This is a genomic window from Fibrobacter sp. HC4, assembly GCF_023373925.1.
Classification (GTDB): Bacteria; Fibrobacterota; Fibrobacteria; order Fibrobacterales; family Fibrobacteraceae; genus Fibrobacter.
In genome coordinates this window covers 29,732-46,383 of the sequence record NZ_JALCZV010000014.1, presented here as the reverse complement: position 1 = coordinate 46,383, position 16,652 = coordinate 29,732, and the positions used below count along the sequence as shown (strand labels likewise).

The window sequence follows — 16,652 nt, the reverse complement described above, 5'->3', positions numbered from 1 at the left end:
TCATAACTCATTGCTCTTCACTATTCACTCTTCCATGGTGATTCTGCTTCTTCCTTGATTTTTTCTGCTTGTGCTTCTCGCTTCTTGTGCCAGTTGGATAGCTGCTCCCTGAAGGCTTCTCGCAGGCGTTCCATGCCGATGTTTTCGCGGGCGCTGACCTGGATGGCTTCGGGATAGTTTTCAAGCAGTTCGTTTCGGCGGGCTTCGTCGCAGACTTCCACCTTGTTGAATACGCGGAGGCGGGGTGTGTCCTTGCTGATGATACCTTCCAGAGTCTTGTGGGTGACTTCCAGATGTTCGCGGTAGTCGGGTGCGCTTCCGTCAACCACTTCCAGGATGCAGTCGGCGTGGGCGGCCACTCCCAGGGTGCTCTTGAAAGTTTCGATCAGGTTGTGGGGGAGTTTGCGGATAAAGCCCACGGTGTCGGAGAGGATGATGTTCTCGCCGTCAAGGAACAGCTTGCGGGTGGTGCTGTCCAGAGTGGCGAAGAGCTTGTCTTCGACGTAGACGTCGGCACCGGTGAGCCGGTTGGTAAGAGTACTCTTACCGGCGTTGGTGTAACCAACGATGCCGACGTGAAAGATGTCGTTGCGGTTTTCCGCCTGGCTTTCGCGGGCGTCCTCGATTTTTTCAAGTTTTTTCTTCAGTTCCTGTATGCGCTTGCGGATCAGTCGACGGTCCGTTTCCAGCTGGGTTTCGCCTGGGCCCTTGGTTCCAATACCGCCGTTATGTTGTCTACACAAGTGGGTCCACGCACCGGTAAGGCGGGGCATCATATACTGCAACTGGGCCACTTCTACCATGAGGCGGCTTTCGGCGGTAACGGCATGCTTTGCGAAAATGTCCAGGATTAATCCTGTGCGGTCAAGGACCTTGATTCCCGGCATTCTCTGTTCCAGGTTGCGGACCTGGGAACCGGATAGATCATCGTCGAAAACCACCATCTTGGCGTCGTTTTCTTCAAGGGCTTGTTTTACCTGATTTACCTTGCCTTCTCCAATAAGGGTAGCGGCATTGAATTGCTGAACCCTCTGTAAAAAGCTTTGCACAACTTCAGCTCCGGCAGTTTCTGCCAGTCGACCAAGTTCCGCCAACTGTTCGGTGGCGAGCCAGGGACGCACTTTTGGAGTGGCGATACCAACCAAAATGCAACGTTCCTTCTGGTCTTTCTCTTTCTTGTGCTCAATCGTCTTTTCTCTCATACGACTACATATTAGAAATTTGTTATTATTGTGTGCGAAAAAGGGCCTCCTATGGAAGACAAAAAGAACAACAGACCGATGGACATGAATCCCAAGTTTTTACTTGCGACTTCTGTTGCCGTTGGCGTTTTTATCGCTGCCGCTTTTTTTGCATACATTGTCCGTGAAGCTCATGTGAGACAGATTGAAATGTATGTCGCATGGGAAGTTAAGCAGAAATCGGAACTGCTGAATCATCATCTGGATGCATCCCGCGTAAAGGTTCAGTTGATGGCTTCGGAACTCTCTCGTCGGCTAAAGAGTTTGCCCGTTACGCCGGCTGCTGTTAAAGAGGTGGCGGAAAATAGTGAGGATTTTTTTGACTATGTGGACTTCCTTAGGCTCGATGGGGTCCTTGTAAGCGAAGACAATCAGTTCGATCTTTATGATGAACCCCTCTATAGGGAAGCCATTTCCAGAAAGAACAACGTCTTCTCCATTCTGAAGTCCAAGAGGAGTTTGCAGGCCCTAGCGGGATTTGTACAGCCCGTAACATTTAAGGATTCTGTTGTGGGCTATCTGGTGGGCTCCATGGGTGGCCGTACAAAATTACGCCATTTGCTTGATTCCTCCTTGAGTAACCGCCGTGCGTACGAATACATTCTGGATTCCAAGTTGAACGTGGTCTCTTCTCTGGATGAGGCGGAATATGGCCTCCCGTTCAGGTCTGTGCTGACTGGTAATTTTGCCGATCGCAATATGGACTTGTTCCGTAAGGCCGCCTTGGATGATTCCATTGTTGAGTTCACCTATGGCGACGAGAACGGTGCCCACGTAGCCGGTGTTTATGCCATTGGCGATTACGGATTTTACCTTGTGGTCCTGGTCCCTCCGGAAGAAATTTCAAAGGTTTCTATCCAGGTTGTGGTTGGCGCCCTTCTAATAGCCTTGATCATCGTCTTGATTGTTTTCCTGGTAATCTACTTGATGAACCGGGCCAGCCGCATGATCCATACAGAAAACAGGGACCACTTCCAGAGTGTGGTCGGCGCCTTGGCGGAATCGTACGCCAGTGTCTTCGAAGTGAATCTGGATACGGGTGAAAACCAGTGCATCCGTATTGCCCCCATTCTCGTTCAGAAGGCTGGCGCTCTCTTTAGCGGAGACGCCAAGTATAATCAGATCATGGCTGTGTACGCCAACCGTATGGTTATTCCCGAAGACAAGGCCTTGTTTGATCAGGTGTTGACCCTTGAAAAGGTGAAGGAGGCTTTTGCCAACAGGTCTCAGTTTGATTTCGTATTCCGTACCCAGGGGAACGGTACGACCCATTATATCCAGGCTCTTTTCGTAAGACCTTCCAAGATTCGTCCGGAATTTGTGATGGGCTTCAAGAACTTTGACGAAACCATGGAGTTGGAACGTTCAAAGCAGAAGAAACAACTGGAACAGCGAATCGCTCTGGAAACCGCCCTGGAAAAGGCTCGCTCTGCCGATAAGGCCAAGTCGAAGTTCCTGTTCAACATGAGTCATGACATCCGCACACCTATGAATGCGGTGCTTGGCTATGATACGTTGGCCCTGCAGTATTTGTGGGAACTGGGTCTGCCTCCCGAACAGACTGAAAAACTTTCTCGCTGTCTGAATAATATCCAGATGTCCGGCAAGCAGCTGATGGGCTTGATTAACTCCGTGCTGAACATGGCTCGCATTGAATCGGGCGAAGTGTTTCTGGAAGAGTCTCCCACTGTGGTGGCCGAACTGACAGGCGAAGTTGCCGTGACCTTCGAAGAAACGGCTCGAGAAAAGAATATCATGCTTCTGGTGTCCAGAAACATGGGTCACAAGTATATTTTCTGCGACAAGGTTAAAGTCCAGCAGGTGATTCTGAATGTGGTCAGCAATGCGGTGAAGTATACCGAGAACGCTGGAACTGTCAGAGTGAACTTCCGCGAAATGCCTCACGAAAAGGAAGGCTGGTGCTATATGGTGACTACCGTTGAAGACAACGGTGTGGGTATATCAGAAAGTTTCCTGCCTCATATATTCGAAGATTTTGAACGCGAACGGTCTGCGACGATTAGCGGTGTCGTTGGTTCTGGCCTTGGCCTGAGTATCGTCAAGAAGTATGTGGACTTGATGGGTGGTTCCATCGAGGTGAACAGTAAGGTTGGTGAAGGTACCAAGGTCGTGGTGAAAACTCCTCACCGTGTTGCAGAAAGCGATAGCGTGGGTGATGGTAAGAATTCGCCGAAGTACATTGCTAACCTTCAGGGCAAGCGAATCCTTCTTGTAGAAGACAACAAGTTGAATCGCGAGATTGCCGAAGAAATGCTGAAGAGTTTTGGCGTTCATGTGGAATGTTCCGAAGACGGCATGGAATGCCTTGAAAGGTTGGAACGTGAACCGTCTGGCAGCTACGACTTGATTTTGATGGACGTGCAGATGCCTCGCATGGACGGCTATGAAACGACCCGCAGAATTCGTCAAATGTCTGACCCGCTCAAGGCCTGCATCAAGATTTATGCAATGACTGCAAACGCCTTTGCCGAAGATGTCCAGGAATCGGTGAATGCCGGCATGGATGGGCATATTTCTAAGCCGGTTGACTTTACCAAGTTCTATAACCTTTTGCAGAAGGTGTTTAACTAGGGCGGGCTTGGCACATGAAAGTTCGATTGACTCAAGAAACCTTGAATCGTCTGAGACGTTTCCGCAGGAATCGTCGGGCATTCTGGTCGCTTGTGGTTCTTGTGGTGGCTTACCTGCTTTCGTTGACTAGCCCCTGGACCGTGAACGACGAACCCCTGTACATGAGCTACAATGGCAAGAGCTATTTCCCGGCCTTTGCCCGATATAGCGACAAGGACTTTGGCGGTAGCTATGATACCGAGGCCGATTACGGTGCCTTGTTTGCTGCGGTTCGTGAATGCGAAGAAGATGCCGCCGAAGGTTTTACTCGAGCCGGTGGCTGTCCTGCTCTCTGGACCATTATGCCTCCTGTGGCTCATGACCCGCTGAAGGCCGACCTGGATAATGACGGTGCGCCGCCTTTCGCCCCCAGCGCCAAGCATTGGCTGGGAACGGATTCCAATGGCCGCGACGTTCTGGCCCGCTTGATTCATGGTTTTAGGATTTGTATCAGCTTTAGTCTACTGCTAACGGTTCTGGGTACGTTCCTGGGAATCGTCATTGGTGGCATTCAGGGCTATCTTGGAAAGTTCTGGGATACCGGCATGCAGCGCATTATCGAAATCTGGTCTTCGCTGCCCATGCTTTATGTGGTGATTCTTATTGGCAGTATCTATGGCCGCAGTTTCTGGCTTCTGATTTTGATTATGGCTGCTTTCAACTGGATTTCGCTCAGCTACTATATGCGTGCCGAATTCATGAAGTTGCGCGGCATGACCTATGTGCAGTCCGCCCGCGTGTTGGGACTTGGACATCGTCATATTTTCTTCAAGGAAATTTTGCCCAACGCCATGACGCCTGTGGTGACGCTGTTCCCCTTTACCTTGATTGGCGGAATCGGAAGCCTGACCTCCCTGGATTTTCTTGGCTTCGGTCTGCAGCCGCCTACACCTAGCTGGGGCGAACTGATGAGCCAGGGATTGAATAATCTTTACGCCCCCTGAATTTCTGTAAGTACGGTGGCGGCACTCTTTGTGACCTTGCTTTTGACCACTTTTGTAGGCGAAGGTGTTCGCGATGCCATGGACCCCAAGTCTGGAGACCGCTATGAGTAACACGGTTCTTTCAGTAAAGGATTTGTCGGTGGCCTTCGGGGCTGCCCGCCTGCAGGTGACGGACGGTGTTTCCTTTGACATCCATGCCGGTGAATTCTTTGCGCTGGTGGGGGAGTCTGGTTGCGGTAAGAGCGTGACCGCCATGAGCATCTTGCGACTGCTGCCTCAGCCCTCCGCAAAAATTGTCAGCGGCGAAGTGCTGTTTGCTCCCAGCGCCATTCAGAATGCGTCTCAAGGAGCCTTTCAGAACGCGTCTCAAGGAGTCTTTCAGAACGCGTCTCAATGTGTCATTCCGAGCGATAGCGAGGAATCTTGCATTGACTTGTCCAAACTCCCGCTGAAGGAACTTCAGAAGGTTCGCGGTTCCGAAATCGCGTGCATCTTCCAGGAACCCATGCAGGCCCTGAATCCGGTGGTGACTATCAAGAAACAGCTGCTGGAAGTTTTCAAGTTCAGTGCCCGCGCACGTTCCATGGTAGGCTCCGGGAAGGATGCCCCTGAAGCGGAAGTTCGCCGCATGCTGAACTTGGCCGGCTTTACGGATCCGGATCGTGTCTTGAATTCTTACCCTCATGAACTTTCGGGGGGTATGCTGCAGCGAGTCTGCATCGTGATGGCGTTGCTGCCTAGGCCCAAGCTGATTATTGCCGACGAACCGACTACGGCTCTTGACGTGACCGTGCAGGCTCAGGTTCTGGCGGTGCTTAAGGAAATGGCCGAAAGTACTGGAACCGCAGTGCTGCTCATTACCCACAACATGGGTATCGTTTCCCAGTATGCCAACCGCGTGGCTGTAATGTATGCGGGCCGCATTGTTGAAGTGGGCCCTGTCCGTGAAGTCATCAACAATCCGCTGCATCCTTATACCCAGGGCTTGCTGGCAGCCATTCCTGAAAGTCACAGCGAAATGAAGAACCTGAAGTCTATTCCGGGCTCTGTGCCGCATCCCAAGGATTTTGTGTCTGGCTGTCGTTTTGCGGATCGATGCGAACGTTGCTCCAATCTTTCCGCCGACGCTCAGGCTCGTTGCCGCGGTAACGAAAAACCGCCCCGGAGTCAGGACTCCGAAGCGGATCATATCGCTTTCTGCTACGGTCTATAAAAACCGGTTAGCGGAAACTTTTTGACGTCCACAAATTATTTAAAGTTCTTGCACCATTCCGGTACAATGACGCTGGCCTTGCCCTGGATGCTTACATCGGTGTAGGGGTCGCTGGCGGGGACTTCCAAATTCAGACAGGTAACCTTGGCTCCGTAGGAATGGGCCAGGCTCTTGAAACCGGCGGCGGGGTAGACCACACTGCTGGTGCCAATGTAGACAAACTCTTCGCATTCTTCCAGGGCCTGCTGGATTTCTTCCATGTACTGCGGGGTTTCTCCGAAGAACACGATGTCCGGACGGCTCATGGCACCGCAGAAGGGACAGATGGTCTTCATGGTTTCTTCGCCCTTGAATACGAACTGGTGTCTGGGGTCTCGTTCGCAGGTCAGGCGCATCAGGTCGCCGTGCATATGCAACACCTGGCGGCTGCCGGCGCGTTCATGCAGGTCGTCTACGTTCTGGGTAATCAGCAGGAATTCGTCGCCAAGACGGTTTTCCAGTTCTGCCAGGGCGTAGTGGGCGGCGTTGGGCTGGTGTTCCTTGAGACCCATGCGCAGGAAGTTGTAGAAATCCTTGACGCGCTTGCGGTCGCGGTAGTAACCTTCGGGGGTGCATACGTCGTCGATGTTTTCGTGTTCCCACATGCCGTCGTTACCGCGGAATGTCCTGAGTCCGGATTCCGCGCTAATTCCTGCTCCAGTTAAAACAACCAAACGTTTTTTCATAAGTGATCCTCTAGCAGAGGCCTCCAAAGAACAAGGTTTCTGCTATGATACCCTTTTCGAAGTCGGGCAGGTAAAGGCTTTCGTTTTCGCCGTGGGCGTTACATTCGGGGTCTTCAAGACCGGTCATCAGCACGGGGATGTTGCCCAGGGTGCTGCGGAAAAGTTCTGCACCGGGGATGCTGGCGCCGCAACCGATAATCTTGGTCTCGCTTTCGTAGGCGGCGGTCATGGCATCGCTCATCTTCTTGAAGAAGGGGTGACTTGTGTCTGTGACGAAGGGGTTGGCGCCGTCTTCGGTAACGATGTTGCACTGGATTCCATAAGGAACGTGCTGCTTCAGGAAGTCCACCAGCAGCTGGGTGCAGCGGTCGGCGTCCATGCCGGGGGCCAGACGGATGCCGATGCGGGCGTAGGCGCTGTCTTGCAGAACGTTTCCTGCGTTCATGCGGCTGCCCACTTCCATGGCGGTAACCACCAGGCTAGGCTTGCGCCACAGGGTCGTCAAAATTTCATCTTCGGAACACTTCAGCTTGACGCCATCCAGGACGCCGCCGTCGTTGCGGAAGATTTCTTCGGTCATGCCCAGGCTCCTGTAAGAGGCCAAGTCTTCGGCGGTGGGCGGAACCAGTCCGTCTTCAAAGCCGGGAATCAAGATCTTGCCGGTACCGTCGGTCAGCTCCGCGATCATGCGGCAAAGGACCTGACCTACGTCGGGAATGGGGCCTGACCAGGAGCCGGAATGGAGGGGAGCCTTCGTTGCCTTCAGTTCCACGGATACGGCGCTCATGCCGCGAAGGGTGGTGGTAATGGAGGGCGTGCCCTTGGCGAAGTTGCCCAGGTCGGCGATGATTACGGCATCGGCCTTCAAAAGTTCGGCATGCTTTTTAAGGATGCCTGCGAAACCTGCGCTGCCGGATTCCTCTTCGCCTTCGATAATGAACTTCAGGTTAGGGCCGTCGTTCTTCTTAAGGGCGCGGACCTGTTCCAGGGCGGCCAGGTGCATAATGATGCCGGCCTTGTCGTCGGCGGTGCCGCGGCCAAAGAGACGTTCTCCGTCGGCACTGACGGTTGCTTCAAAAGGCTTGGTGTTCCAGAGGGCCTCGCGCATGGGGGGCTGCACGTCGTGATGGGCGTACAACAAGATGGTGGGCTTGTCCGGAGAGGTCAGGCTTTCGGCATAGACCGTGTGGCGGCCGCTTTCCGGAGTCAGGAACTGGATGTTGGTGAGACCTGCTTCGGCGAACATCTGCTTGACGGCCTCGGCGGATTCCAGAACATACTTCTGGTCAAAATTGTCGAAACTGATGGAGGGAATGCTCACCAGCTTGCTCAGTTGCTGAATATAGGTGGGCATTTTTGCCTTGATAGCTTTCTTGATCTGCTGTTCCATAAGTCTTGTTATATAGTTTGCGTTTTTGACCTGATTTAACCACACATGAAAATAGTAAAGAAAAATGGGGCGCAGTGTCAGGCCTTTATATTTTCTATTTTAAAAGGCGTAATAATTGACGCTGACTATAAAAAGGCGATTAAAAGGTGTAATTATGGCATTCAATTGTGTAAATCACGAATACTACCTGAACTTTGGCGACCGCGTGTTGGCCATGATCCGCAAGATTTTCCACAACAATCCGGAATTCCGTCATGACTCCCTGAAGCATGCCGCCAGGTTTGCTCCCATCATTCCCTTTATGAGCGGCCGCCCCGACTTGAGCAAGACCCTCAAGCGCGTGGTCACTTTCCCGGACCATAGCAATTCCCTGTATTTCGGTTGCCCCATCATTCTGGCAGCCGGTGCCAACAAGACGGCCAAGCGCATTTGCGACTACGCCAATATGGGTTTCGGCGGTATTTCTGTAGGTACTGCCACCCGCAACTTCCGCGAAGGTAATACCCACCGTCCCCGCGTCGGTTTCATCGAAGAGGAACGTGCCATTCATAACAGCATGGGCCTGAATAACGAAGGTGTCGAAGTCATTGCCCGCCGTGTAGACGCCCAGCTGGCCAAGGCCCACAAGGTTGGCCTCTGTGTCGGTGTTTCCGTTGCCGAAACTCCGGGCCTGACCAACGATGAAGATAAATTAAAGGATGTGGTGGAAAGCTTTGCCATCGCCTACAAGGCTGGTGATTACATAGAAATTAACGTGAGCTGCCCCAATACCGGTGAATCCCGCGTAGACATGGACTTGTCCCTCACCGAAAAGATCTTCAGCGAAATCATGAAGTTCCGCAATTCCCAGACTTTGCGCAAGGCCGTTTATGCTAAAATCAGCCCGGACCTTTCTGAACGCCATCTGGTGAACATCATGGATATGCTGGTGCGCTGCGGCGTGAACGGTGTGGTGGTGGGCAACACTTACCCCACCAAGAAGATTAGCGAACTTCCCGTACAGACCAAGTTCGAAGACTTGACGCCCCTCCGCGCCGATGGAGATTGCGGTGGCATGTCTGGCCGCCCCCTGTACGAGAACATGGTATGGAACGTAAAGTATATCCGCGAACATTACCCCCAGATGAGCGTGATCGCATGCGGCGGTATCGACCATGGCTTCAAGGTGTTTGACCTGATCAAGATGGGTGTGGATGCCGTGCAGTGCTATTCTGTGGTGGCATTCCGCTGGATGGCCGCTCATTCCATGCGTAAGGAACTGGCTGCCGCCCTCAAGGAAACGGGTTATGCCACCCTGCAGGATTACGACAATCATAATCCCAAGGTGACGACTCTGAAGTAGGTGGGCGAGGCGTCATGAATCGCAATTTTGCATTTTTGATTCTTTGTGCGGTCAGCTTTGCCTGTGCCGTGCCCTGGCTTGGTGTTACCTTCAAGAAGGGAACTTTCGAAAATCACTTGGCCCTCCAGGTTATTGGCGTGCATCCCGGTTCCGGTTGCTTTACCGCAGGCATGGTGGCCGGTGACCAGATTGTGGGTGTCCAGGGGCAGCCCCTTCAGGATGTTGCACAAATCCAGCAGGCTATTTCCAAGGGCAAGGTGGGGTCGAACGTCAAGATTGATGTGGTTCGTGAAGGGAAGAAGATTCCCATGACCGTAAAGATTACGGATCGCCCCGATGATATCAGCAGCCTGACAGGTTCCGCTATCGGAAGCAAGATGGCTGAATTCGGCGCCAACTTCTACAAGAATGGCGAAAAGCGCAACGCCAAGCCCAAGGCCACCTTGCTGGACTTCTGGGCTACATGGTGCGGCCCTTGCCGTAAGACCTTGCCTGTGCTGGCCAATGTGTATGGCAAGTACGCCTCCAAGGGCCTGGAAGTCATCGGTATTTCTAACGAAGATACAAAGACTCTGAATGCCTTCTATGCGCAGCAGCACGCTTCGCCGTACCCCCTCTACCGCGATGCCACCCAGGAAATGTGGCGCCGCTATGGAATTAGGGCGGTTCCCACCTTGATGCTTCTGGATGAAAACGGTTACATCAAGCGTGTCTGGAGCGGCGCTCCCTCCCAGTCCATGGTTGAAAAATTGGTGGTCGAAGTGCTGAACGAAGCCAAGAACTAGGCTGGACCAATTTGGTTTTGAAGCTCGTGAGCTGGTTTGATGAATTCGCAAATAAACTGGAGTAGTTCTGCTGCCATAATATTGGATTAAAGCACAAAAGAAACCCCTCAGTTTTTACTGAAGGGTTTCTTTATAAAGTCAGATTTTTTAAAGAGCGTCAAAATCCGTATTATAGGATTACTGCATGCTCTTCTTCTGGTTGTCGAAGATCTGTTCGTATTCAGCCTGGCCGATACGCTTGTAACCCGTGGTGATGCCGCCGAATTCATAGTAAGCGGAGTCTCCCTTGACGGTCATGCAATACTGCATATCCAGGGAATTCTTGCCGCAGATTCTGCCGTCTTCGAACTTGGCGGTAAGGTCGCCATTGATGTTGCGGATTGTGAAGTTCTGATTGTCGTTGCTCAAAACTTCGAAAACCATATTGGATTCACCCTGCCAGTGGCCCACATAATTTGCGGAGTCGTTTCCGCATGCGGTAAAGAGGGTTGCTGCTGCAGAGAGTGTAATAGAGAGGGCGATAATCTTTTTCATGCCTCTAAAATAGTATTTTTGGCGTTGGAAAACGCGAAATCTATTGTAAAATGCAGTTTATTCTAAAACATATTCATCTTTTAATGCCTGTAATTGCTGTTGCGCTGGTATTTTTTGTCTACCAGCTAATTCAGGACAATCGTCGGCCCATCCCAAAGTTTGAAAGTAATTATGTTGAGGAATCCTGGTCTGCCGAGGAATATTTGCGCCACCTGAACAACCGAGCCTTTAATGGTGATGAGGTCCACCGTCTCTTGCTGAACCGCACCCGACAGAAACCGGGGGTGTACCTTGAAAGCCTGGAACCGGTAATGGATACGGTGGGTCTGACGGTGGTGAACGTCTTCCACAATGTGATGGGGGATGATTACATTCCCGTAATCACAAGCGGTAATGACTATCCTTTTCATGCCCGAAATTCTAAGCACTACTTTAACAAGGCTATTGATTTCCGTATTAAGAACATTCCCATTGAAAAACGCCGGATGGTTGTAACCGGCGTCGAAGATAAGCTTAAGGGCAAGGCCCGAGCAATTTGGGAAAAAGGCGATGCAGAACACCTGCACGTAGAGCTGTTGGAGTAGTGAGCTATGAGAGCTGAAAACTCATGACTCACTTGCAGCAGCGGAAGCCTACGGAGGGGTACTGATTCTGGGGGTAGAAGCTGAACTTGCTTTCGGTACACTTGCTTCCATTGTTGGTGTTCCATGCACCACCGGCCACCAGATACATGTTGGGGTGATCCTTGCTTGTGGTAGAAGTCCATTCCCAGAGGTTTCCGTTCATGTCGTACATGCCCCACCAGCTACGGCACTGTTCCTTGCGGCCTACGCGCTTGGCAGCCTTGGTGTTGGTGTTGCACTTGTTCTGCTTGTAGGTGTCACCATAGGAATACTTGGTGTTGTCCTTGCCACGGCAGGCGGCCTGCCATTCATCGATAGAGCAGAGGTGCTTACCTTCCTTGGCGCAGAGGGCCACGGCTTCTTCCTGGGAGACCATGTCCTTGGGAAGTTCGTCGGGGGAGTTGGGATATTCGTAGGCGTCTACGCAGACCTGCTTACCGCCAACAGGAACGGGGTAGGCGTTCTTTCCGCAGACGTTGTCGCTGGCCATGTCATACTTGGCTTCTTCCCAGGGGGTACGGTTGCCCACGGAGTCTACGGCGTAATAGAACACAGAACCGGTCTTGTTGTATTCGATGGCCTTGCCTGCTTCCACAGGATTGTTGGTGTCGCCAACAGAGAGGTAGGTCTTGCACTTGATTTCGTCGCACTTGACCTTCAGCTTGATGGGGTCGTAGTAACGGCCTGCGGGGGGAGCGATTTCTGCAACCGGCGGAACCTGGTCGGCGGCGCGGATGGAGTCGGCGATACGCTTCTTTTCGGCTTCTTCGGCGCGGATCTTTTCGAGGGCCGCGAGACTGTCTGCAACGGCCTTCAGGCTGTCCTGACGGGCCTTTTCGATGGCGGCCAGGCTGTCGTTTACATGCTTGATGCTGTCGCGGACATGGCGGATGCTGTCGCGGTTCAGGGCGGGCTTTACCGGTTCCACGACGGCGGGGGTGGTGTCGGCAGGAACGGTATCCACTACGAGGGCGGCGAGACTATCGGCCCTGCGGATGGAGTCTGCGCGCATCTGCTCCAGCTGACGGAGGCTATCAAGGGTGCGGCGACGCTGCATTTCAAGGGCGGTTTCCTGTTCCTTGGCCAGGGCTTCCTGCTTCATCTGGTCCAGGTGGCACTGCACAATAAAAAGGCAGACCAACAAAAGGAACATGAGTACGAGTACGACAACGTTTCTTTTCTTGCGGCTAGATTTGCTTTCGGTGCCCTTGTTTTCTTGATTCTCTGCCATGATGCTTTAATTCCTTTCTTTATTCTGCTTTTTCTGCGGCGGCTTCCGTCTTACCGGTTTCACGAACGTCGTTAAAGAGTTCGCCCCAGTGGCGGATGATTTCCTGCTTCAGTTCCTGGACGCTGATGTTTCGGCGCAGGGAGTTTCTGTAGGCGATGGAGATGTAGCCCGTTTCTTCGGAGACCACGATGACCAGGGCGTCACATTCGGCGGCCAGAGCCTTTGCGGCGCGGTGGCGCATGCCGTAGCCCGCTTCCTTTTCGGCGTTGCCGGTGGGCATGGGGAGGATACAGCCTGCTGCAACAATGCGCTTGCTGTTTACGATAACGGCACCGTCATGAAGGGCGGAGTTGGGGAAGAACAGGGCGCGGAGGAGTCGGGCGCTAATGCGTGCGTCGAGAATTTCACCGGTGTCGGCGTAGTTCCTGAGGCCCACTCGCTTCTCGAGAACGATCAACGCACCGGTGCGGGTCTTTGCCAGGTCCTGGACTGCGGCGGCGATAGTCTTGGTAATGTCATCCAGGCCGCTGGCGTGGAAGAAGAAATTGTGGAGGTCCAGCTTACTGGCGGCGATACCGATTCGGGTCAGCGCGCTTCGGATTTCGGGCTGGAACAAGATCACCACGGCGATAATACCCAGGGTGGCCAGGTTACTGATGAGCCACACGACGGTGTGCAGTTCCCACCACTGGGCGATAATCCAGGCGAGGATCAACAGCAATCCGCCAAAGAGCATCTGGGCTGCGCGGGTCCCGCGGAACAGCAAAAAGATGTAGTAGAGGATAATTGAAATCAAGAGGACGTCAAGGATGTCCGCCATACGGACATCGATGATGTCGAACAGTTTAAACAGAACCATTCATGCCCTCCAGATAGAGCATGGATTCCTTGGCTTCCTTTACATCGTGGACGCGGATGATACTTGCACCGCCCAGGGCTGCCACAATGCCTGCAGTAACGGTGGGGATCAGTCGGTCGCTGGTTTCGAGCCCCGCCATCTTGCCGATGTAGGATTTGCGGGAGGTGCCGATCAGAACGGGGTAGCCGTCTTCCAGCATGTCTTCCACGGACTTCATCAGGTCGATGTTGTCCTGTACCGTTTTGCCGAATCCGATGCCCGGATCCAGACAGATTTTCTGAGGTTCGACGCCCAAGTCCAGAAGGAGCTTTGCCTGGGCCAGCAGTTCTTCGCGGACTTCCTGTACCACGTTCTCGTAGGGCTTGAAGTCCTGCTGCATGGTTCCGAAGTTTCCGCGCATGTGGTTCAGCACCACACTGGCTCCAGTCTTTGCAACGACTGCAGGCATGTCCTTGTCCATGGCGCAGGCGCTGATGTCGTTGATGATGTGGGCGCCAAGATTCATGGTCTCCTGGGCGACCTTGGACTTCACCGTATCGACGGACATGTAGAAGGTGGGGGCGTCGCTGTTTTTAGCGAACTTGGCCAGACGTTCTACCAGCGGGCAGACTCGGTCCAGTTCTTCCTGTACGCTTACGGGAGCGCTTCCCGGACGGCTGCTTTCGCCACCGATGTCCAGAATGACAGCCCCTTCCTGGAGCAACTTCATGGAATGCTGGAAGGCGGCGTCTAGAGTGTTATGCTGTCCTCCGTCAAAGAAACTATCCGGCGTTACGTTGACGATTCCCATAATGAGAGGGGAGGGCTGGCAGGAGAGAACCTGGTCGCCGATTTTCCAAGGTAAGGCGCGGGACTTGCTAAGAACGGACTTGAACATAAATGCTTCTCGTGGTCGATAGGTGTGAGGTTGAGTTTTTAGTTTTCTTCTTTTGCTTCGGCAGTTGCACTGGCTGTGGTTTCAGCGGAGGCTTCGGCTGCTTCGGCTGGAACTTCAGCGGACTGGGAGCTGCTGTCGCTGGCGGTTTCGGAACCGGTAGCCGGGGCAGGCTTCACTGCTTCAACGGGAGCGTCACTTGCGGGAGCAACAGGAGGCTGTGCACCGGGGTCGGGAGGCGGAGTGTCTTCGGCCTTCTTCTTGGCAGCCATTTCTTCCATGGCCTTGTACTGGCGGCTCTTCTTGGTGCCTTCCAGCTTTTCGCCCGCCATGACGCGGTCGATTTCTTCGCGGTCCAGAACTTCGAATTCGAAGAGGGCTTCGGCCAGGTCGATCAGCTTGTCCTTGTTTTCTTCAATCAGCTTCTTGGCTTCTGCATCCAGACGCTTGATCAGTCCGTTAACAGCCTGGTCGATCTTCTGGGCCATCATTTCGGACATTTCCTTAGGCTTGCTGATTTCGCGACCCAGGAACACTTCGCCATCGGCGCGGCTATAGCAAACAGGACCGATTTCATCGTCGAAGCCCCATTCGGTCACCATCTTGCGGGCCAGTTCCGTGGCGCGCTGGATATCGTTGGAGGCGCCGGTGCTCTGATGGTTGAAGAATACCAGTTCTGCCAGACGGCCGGACATCATGATCATGATGCGTTCTTCGGCGTATTCGCGGCTGTAAGAAACCTGGTCTCGTTCCGGCAGGCTCATGGTTACGCCAAGGGCGCGACCGCGGGGGATAATGGTAATCTTGTGCAGCGGGTCGGAATGCTTGCACAGCAAGGTCATAAGGGCGTGGCCTGCTTCGTGGTAGGCGGTATGGCGCTTTTCCTCGTCGGTCATGAGGAGGGTTCTGCGTTCCGCACCCATAGAAAGCTTGTCGCGGGCTTCCTCGAAGTCCAGCATGGTCACCTTCTTGTTGTTGAAGCGGGCGGCCATCAAGGCGGCTTCGTTCACCAGGTTTTCCAGGTCTGCACCGGCAAGTCCCGGAGTGCCCTTTGCAACAGCCTTGATATCCACATCGTCTGCCAGAGGAACCTTGCGCTTCTTCAGGTGGACGCGGAGGATTTCTTCACGGCCCTTCAGGTCGGGCAGTCCCACCACAATCTGACGGTCAAAACGACCCGGACGGAGCAAGGCCTTGTCCAGAACATCGGGGCGGTTGGTGGCTGCAATGAGGATCACGCCTTCGTTGGCGGTAAAGCCATCCATTTCCACCAGCAACTGGTTCAAGGTCTGTTCGCGTTCGTCGTGTCCGCCACCAAGGCCTGCACCACGCTGACGACCGACGGCATCAATTTCATCGATGAACAAAATACAGGGAGCATTCTTCTTTCCGTTTTCAAAAAGATCACGGACTCGGCTAGCACCCACGCCCACGAACATTTCCACGAAGTCGGAACCACTCATGCTAAAGAAGGGGACTCCAGCTTCGCCGGCAACGGCGCGGGCCAGCAAAGTCTTACCGGTACCCGGAGGGCCTACCAACAATGCACCCTTGGGGATACGTCCACCAAGTGCGTCAAACTTTTTGGGATCCTTAAGGAATTCTACAAGTTCCTGCAAGTCCTGCTTGGCTTCGTCACAGCCTGCGACGTCGGTAAACAAGGTCTTCTTCTTTACGTCCAGCTGGCGGGCCTGGCTCTTGCCGAAGGCGAAGGGGTTCTTGCCGCCACCGCCCATCTGACGGCTCATCATAAAGTAGAAGAACACAATCAGGAGGATTGCCGGCATGAATGCCACCAGGGTATCCATCCAGGAGGATTCTTCGTGGATGACCTTGACCTTGACTCCCTTGAAAACTTCCCAGGCGGTAATCTGCTCGTTGGTGACGTCCAGCATGTGGCTGACGAAATGCTTGGTCTTGCCTGTATCTTCGTTCTTGGCGAAGCGGGCGATCACGCTCTGACTCTTTTTCGCGGCGGCCTGCTCTTCGGCAGTCATTTCGCGGGCGCCTTCGATGATGATGCCATCCTTGGTCTTCTGCAGGCTCAGTTCCGTAATGACCTTGGTGGAATCTCCCATCATGGCCAGGAATTCCGTGCGGGTCATGTTGGCTTCTTCATTTTTCCCTGCCAGGGGGAACATAATGAATAGCAACAGGATCATCACGATAAGGATGATAAAGTTCTTGTTCTTGTATGGGGGCGTGGGCTTTCCACTTTTGCCGGGGCGTTGACTCATACTTTCCCTTTAGAATAGTTCAA

Annotated in this window: 14 protein-coding genes; 6 read left to right on the top strand and 8 right to left on the bottom strand. The window is 53.3% G+C overall.

Annotation, left to right across the window (positions count from 1 at the left end):
• Window positions 1-20: 20 nt before the first annotated feature.
• On the bottom strand, window positions 21-1,202 hold the full coding sequence (hflX, locus tag MMG03_RS10250; RefSeq protein ID WP_073161400.1) for a GTPase HflX: 1,182 nt from the start codon (window positions 1,200-1,202) through the stop codon (window positions 21-23).
• Window positions 1,203-1,253: 51 nt separating this feature from the next.
• Here hflX and MMG03_RS10245 point away from each other — a divergent pair, with 51 nt between their 5' ends.
• The 3 genes from MMG03_RS10245 (at window position 1,254) to MMG03_RS10235 (ending at window position 6,029) form a co-directional block, all read left to right on the top strand.
• A complete protein-coding gene (locus tag MMG03_RS10245; protein ID WP_088665800.1) occupies window positions 1,254-3,833 on the top strand; it encodes an ATP-binding protein in 2,580 nt (859 codons plus the stop codon).
• A 14-nt stretch (window positions 3,834-3,847) separates the two neighbouring features.
• Window positions 3,848-4,816, top strand: a complete 969-nt coding sequence (locus MMG03_RS10240; protein WP_249506203.1) for an ABC transporter permease subunit — start codon at window positions 3,848-3,850, stop codon at window positions 4,814-4,816.
• 103 nt (window positions 4,817-4,919) lie between these two features.
• On the top strand, window positions 4,920-6,029 hold the full coding sequence (locus MMG03_RS10235) for an ABC transporter ATP-binding protein (RefSeq protein ID WP_249506202.1): 1,110 nt from the start codon (window positions 4,920-4,922) through the stop codon (window positions 6,027-6,029).
• A 35-nt stretch (window positions 6,030-6,064) separates the two neighbouring features.
• Here MMG03_RS10235 and MMG03_RS10230 read toward each other — a convergent pair whose 3' ends face one another.
• Both MMG03_RS10230 and MMG03_RS10225 read right to left on the bottom strand, forming a co-directional pair.
• Window positions 6,065-6,754 carry an NAD-dependent deacylase gene (locus MMG03_RS10230; RefSeq protein ID WP_073161404.1) on the bottom strand — a complete coding sequence of 230 codons (690 nt, stop codon included), beginning with the start codon at window positions 6,752-6,754 and terminating at the stop codon, window positions 6,065-6,067.
• 10 nt (window positions 6,755-6,764) lie between these two features.
• Complete coding sequence (locus MMG03_RS10225) at window positions 6,765-8,144, bottom strand: M20/M25/M40 family metallo-hydrolase (protein ID WP_249506201.1); 1,380 nt, start codon at window positions 8,142-8,144, stop codon at window positions 6,765-6,767.
• A gap of 154 nt (window positions 8,145-8,298) precedes the next feature.
• Between MMG03_RS10225 and MMG03_RS10220 the strand changes: the two genes are divergently transcribed.
• Together MMG03_RS10220 and MMG03_RS10215 are read left to right on the top strand one after the other, a co-directional pair.
• Window positions 8,299-9,486, top strand: coding sequence for a dihydroorotate oxidase (locus MMG03_RS10220; protein ID WP_073237928.1), 1,188 nt, complete (start codon window positions 8,299-8,301; stop codon window positions 9,484-9,486).
• Window positions 9,487-9,500: 14 nt separating this feature from the next.
• Complete coding sequence (locus MMG03_RS10215) at window positions 9,501-10,271, top strand: thioredoxin-like domain-containing protein (RefSeq protein WP_073161407.1); 771 nt, start codon at window positions 9,501-9,503, stop codon at window positions 10,269-10,271.
• Between the two features lie 177 nt (window positions 10,272-10,448).
• On the opposite strand, the gene MMG03_RS10210 is transcribed toward MMG03_RS10215, so the two are convergent.
• Window positions 10,449-10,805 carry a hypothetical protein gene (locus MMG03_RS10210; RefSeq protein ID WP_073161408.1) on the bottom strand — a complete coding sequence of 119 codons (357 nt, stop codon included), beginning with the start codon at window positions 10,803-10,805 and terminating at the stop codon, window positions 10,449-10,451.
• 83 nt (window positions 10,806-10,888) lie between these two features.
• Here MMG03_RS10210 and MMG03_RS10205 point away from each other — a divergent pair, with 83 nt between their 5' ends.
• Complete coding sequence (locus MMG03_RS10205; RefSeq protein ID WP_073161409.1) at window positions 10,889-11,389, top strand: hypothetical protein; 501 nt, start codon at window positions 10,889-10,891, stop codon at window positions 11,387-11,389.
• Window positions 11,390-11,417: 28 nt separating this feature from the next.
• On the opposite strand, the gene MMG03_RS10200 is transcribed toward MMG03_RS10205, so the two are convergent.
• Genes MMG03_RS10200 through ftsH form a run of 4 tightly spaced genes read right to left on the bottom strand, consistent with a single transcriptional unit; the run spans window position 11,418 to window position 16,629 of the window.
• Window positions 11,418-12,659 (bottom strand): SUMF1/EgtB/PvdO family nonheme iron enzyme, encoded by a 1,242-nt coding sequence (locus MMG03_RS10200; RefSeq protein WP_073161410.1) that lies wholly within the window; start codon window positions 12,657-12,659, stop codon window positions 11,418-11,420.
• 19 nt (window positions 12,660-12,678) lie between these two features.
• Entirely contained in the window at window positions 12,679-13,518 is an 840-nt protein-coding gene (cdaA, locus tag MMG03_RS10195; protein ID WP_073161411.1) for a diadenylate cyclase CdaA, read from the bottom strand.
• A complete protein-coding gene (folP, locus tag MMG03_RS10190; protein ID WP_073161412.1) occupies window positions 13,505-14,395 on the bottom strand; it encodes a dihydropteroate synthase in 891 nt (296 codons plus the stop codon). The genes cdaA and folP overlap by 14 nt, the downstream gene beginning before the upstream one ends.
• 38 nt (window positions 14,396-14,433) lie before the next feature.
• The gene (gene ftsH / locus MMG03_RS10185; RefSeq protein WP_275976899.1) at window positions 14,434-16,629 is read right to left on the bottom strand and encodes an ATP-dependent zinc metalloprotease FtsH; all 2,196 of its coding nucleotides are present in this window, start codon (window positions 16,627-16,629) and stop codon (window positions 14,434-14,436) included.
• Window positions 16,630-16,652 lie beyond the last annotated feature (23 nt).

Excerpts from the sequence above, each read along its gene's own strand:
- MMG03_RS10235 (WP_249506202.1), top strand. The coding sequence starts at position 4,920 with ATGAGTAACACGGTTCTTTCAGTAAAGGATTTGTCGGTGGCCTTCGGG.
- MMG03_RS10225 (WP_249506201.1), bottom strand. The coding sequence starts at position 8,144 with ATGGAACAGCAGATCAAGAAAGCTATCAAGGCAAAAATGCCCACCTAT.
- hflX (WP_073161400.1), bottom strand. The coding sequence starts at position 1,202 with ATGAGAGAAAAGACGATTGAGCACAAGAAAGAGAAAGACCAGAAGGAA.
- MMG03_RS10230 (WP_073161404.1), bottom strand. The coding sequence starts at position 6,754 with ATGAAAAAACGTTTGGTTGTTTTAACTGGAGCAGGAATTAGCGCGGAA.
- MMG03_RS10205 (WP_073161409.1), top strand. The coding sequence starts at position 10,889 with ATGCCTGTAATTGCTGTTGCGCTGGTATTTTTTGTCTACCAGCTAATT.
- ftsH (WP_275976899.1), bottom strand. The coding sequence starts at position 16,629 with ATGAGTCAACGCCCCGGCAAAAGTGGAAAGCCCACGCCCCCATACAAG.
- MMG03_RS10240 (WP_249506203.1), top strand. The coding sequence starts at position 3,848 with ATGAAAGTTCGATTGACTCAAGAAACCTTGAATCGTCTGAGACGTTTC.
- MMG03_RS10220 (WP_073237928.1), top strand. The coding sequence starts at position 8,299 with ATGGCATTCAATTGTGTAAATCACGAATACTACCTGAACTTTGGCGAC.
- MMG03_RS10215 (WP_073161407.1), top strand. The coding sequence starts at position 9,501 with ATGAATCGCAATTTTGCATTTTTGATTCTTTGTGCGGTCAGCTTTGCC.
- MMG03_RS10245 (WP_088665800.1), top strand. The coding sequence starts at position 1,254 with ATGGAAGACAAAAAGAACAACAGACCGATGGACATGAATCCCAAGTTT.
- MMG03_RS10200 (WP_073161410.1), bottom strand. The coding sequence starts at position 12,659 with ATGGCAGAGAATCAAGAAAACAAGGGCACCGAAAGCAAATCTAGCCGC.
- MMG03_RS10210 (WP_073161408.1), bottom strand. The coding sequence starts at position 10,805 with ATGAAAAAGATTATCGCCCTCTCTATTACACTCTCTGCAGCAGCAACC.
- folP (WP_073161412.1), bottom strand. The coding sequence starts at position 14,395 with ATGTTCAAGTCCGTTCTTAGCAAGTCCCGCGCCTTACCTTGGAAAATC.
- cdaA (WP_073161411.1), bottom strand. The coding sequence starts at position 13,518 with ATGGTTCTGTTTAAACTGTTCGACATCATCGATGTCCGTATGGCGGAC.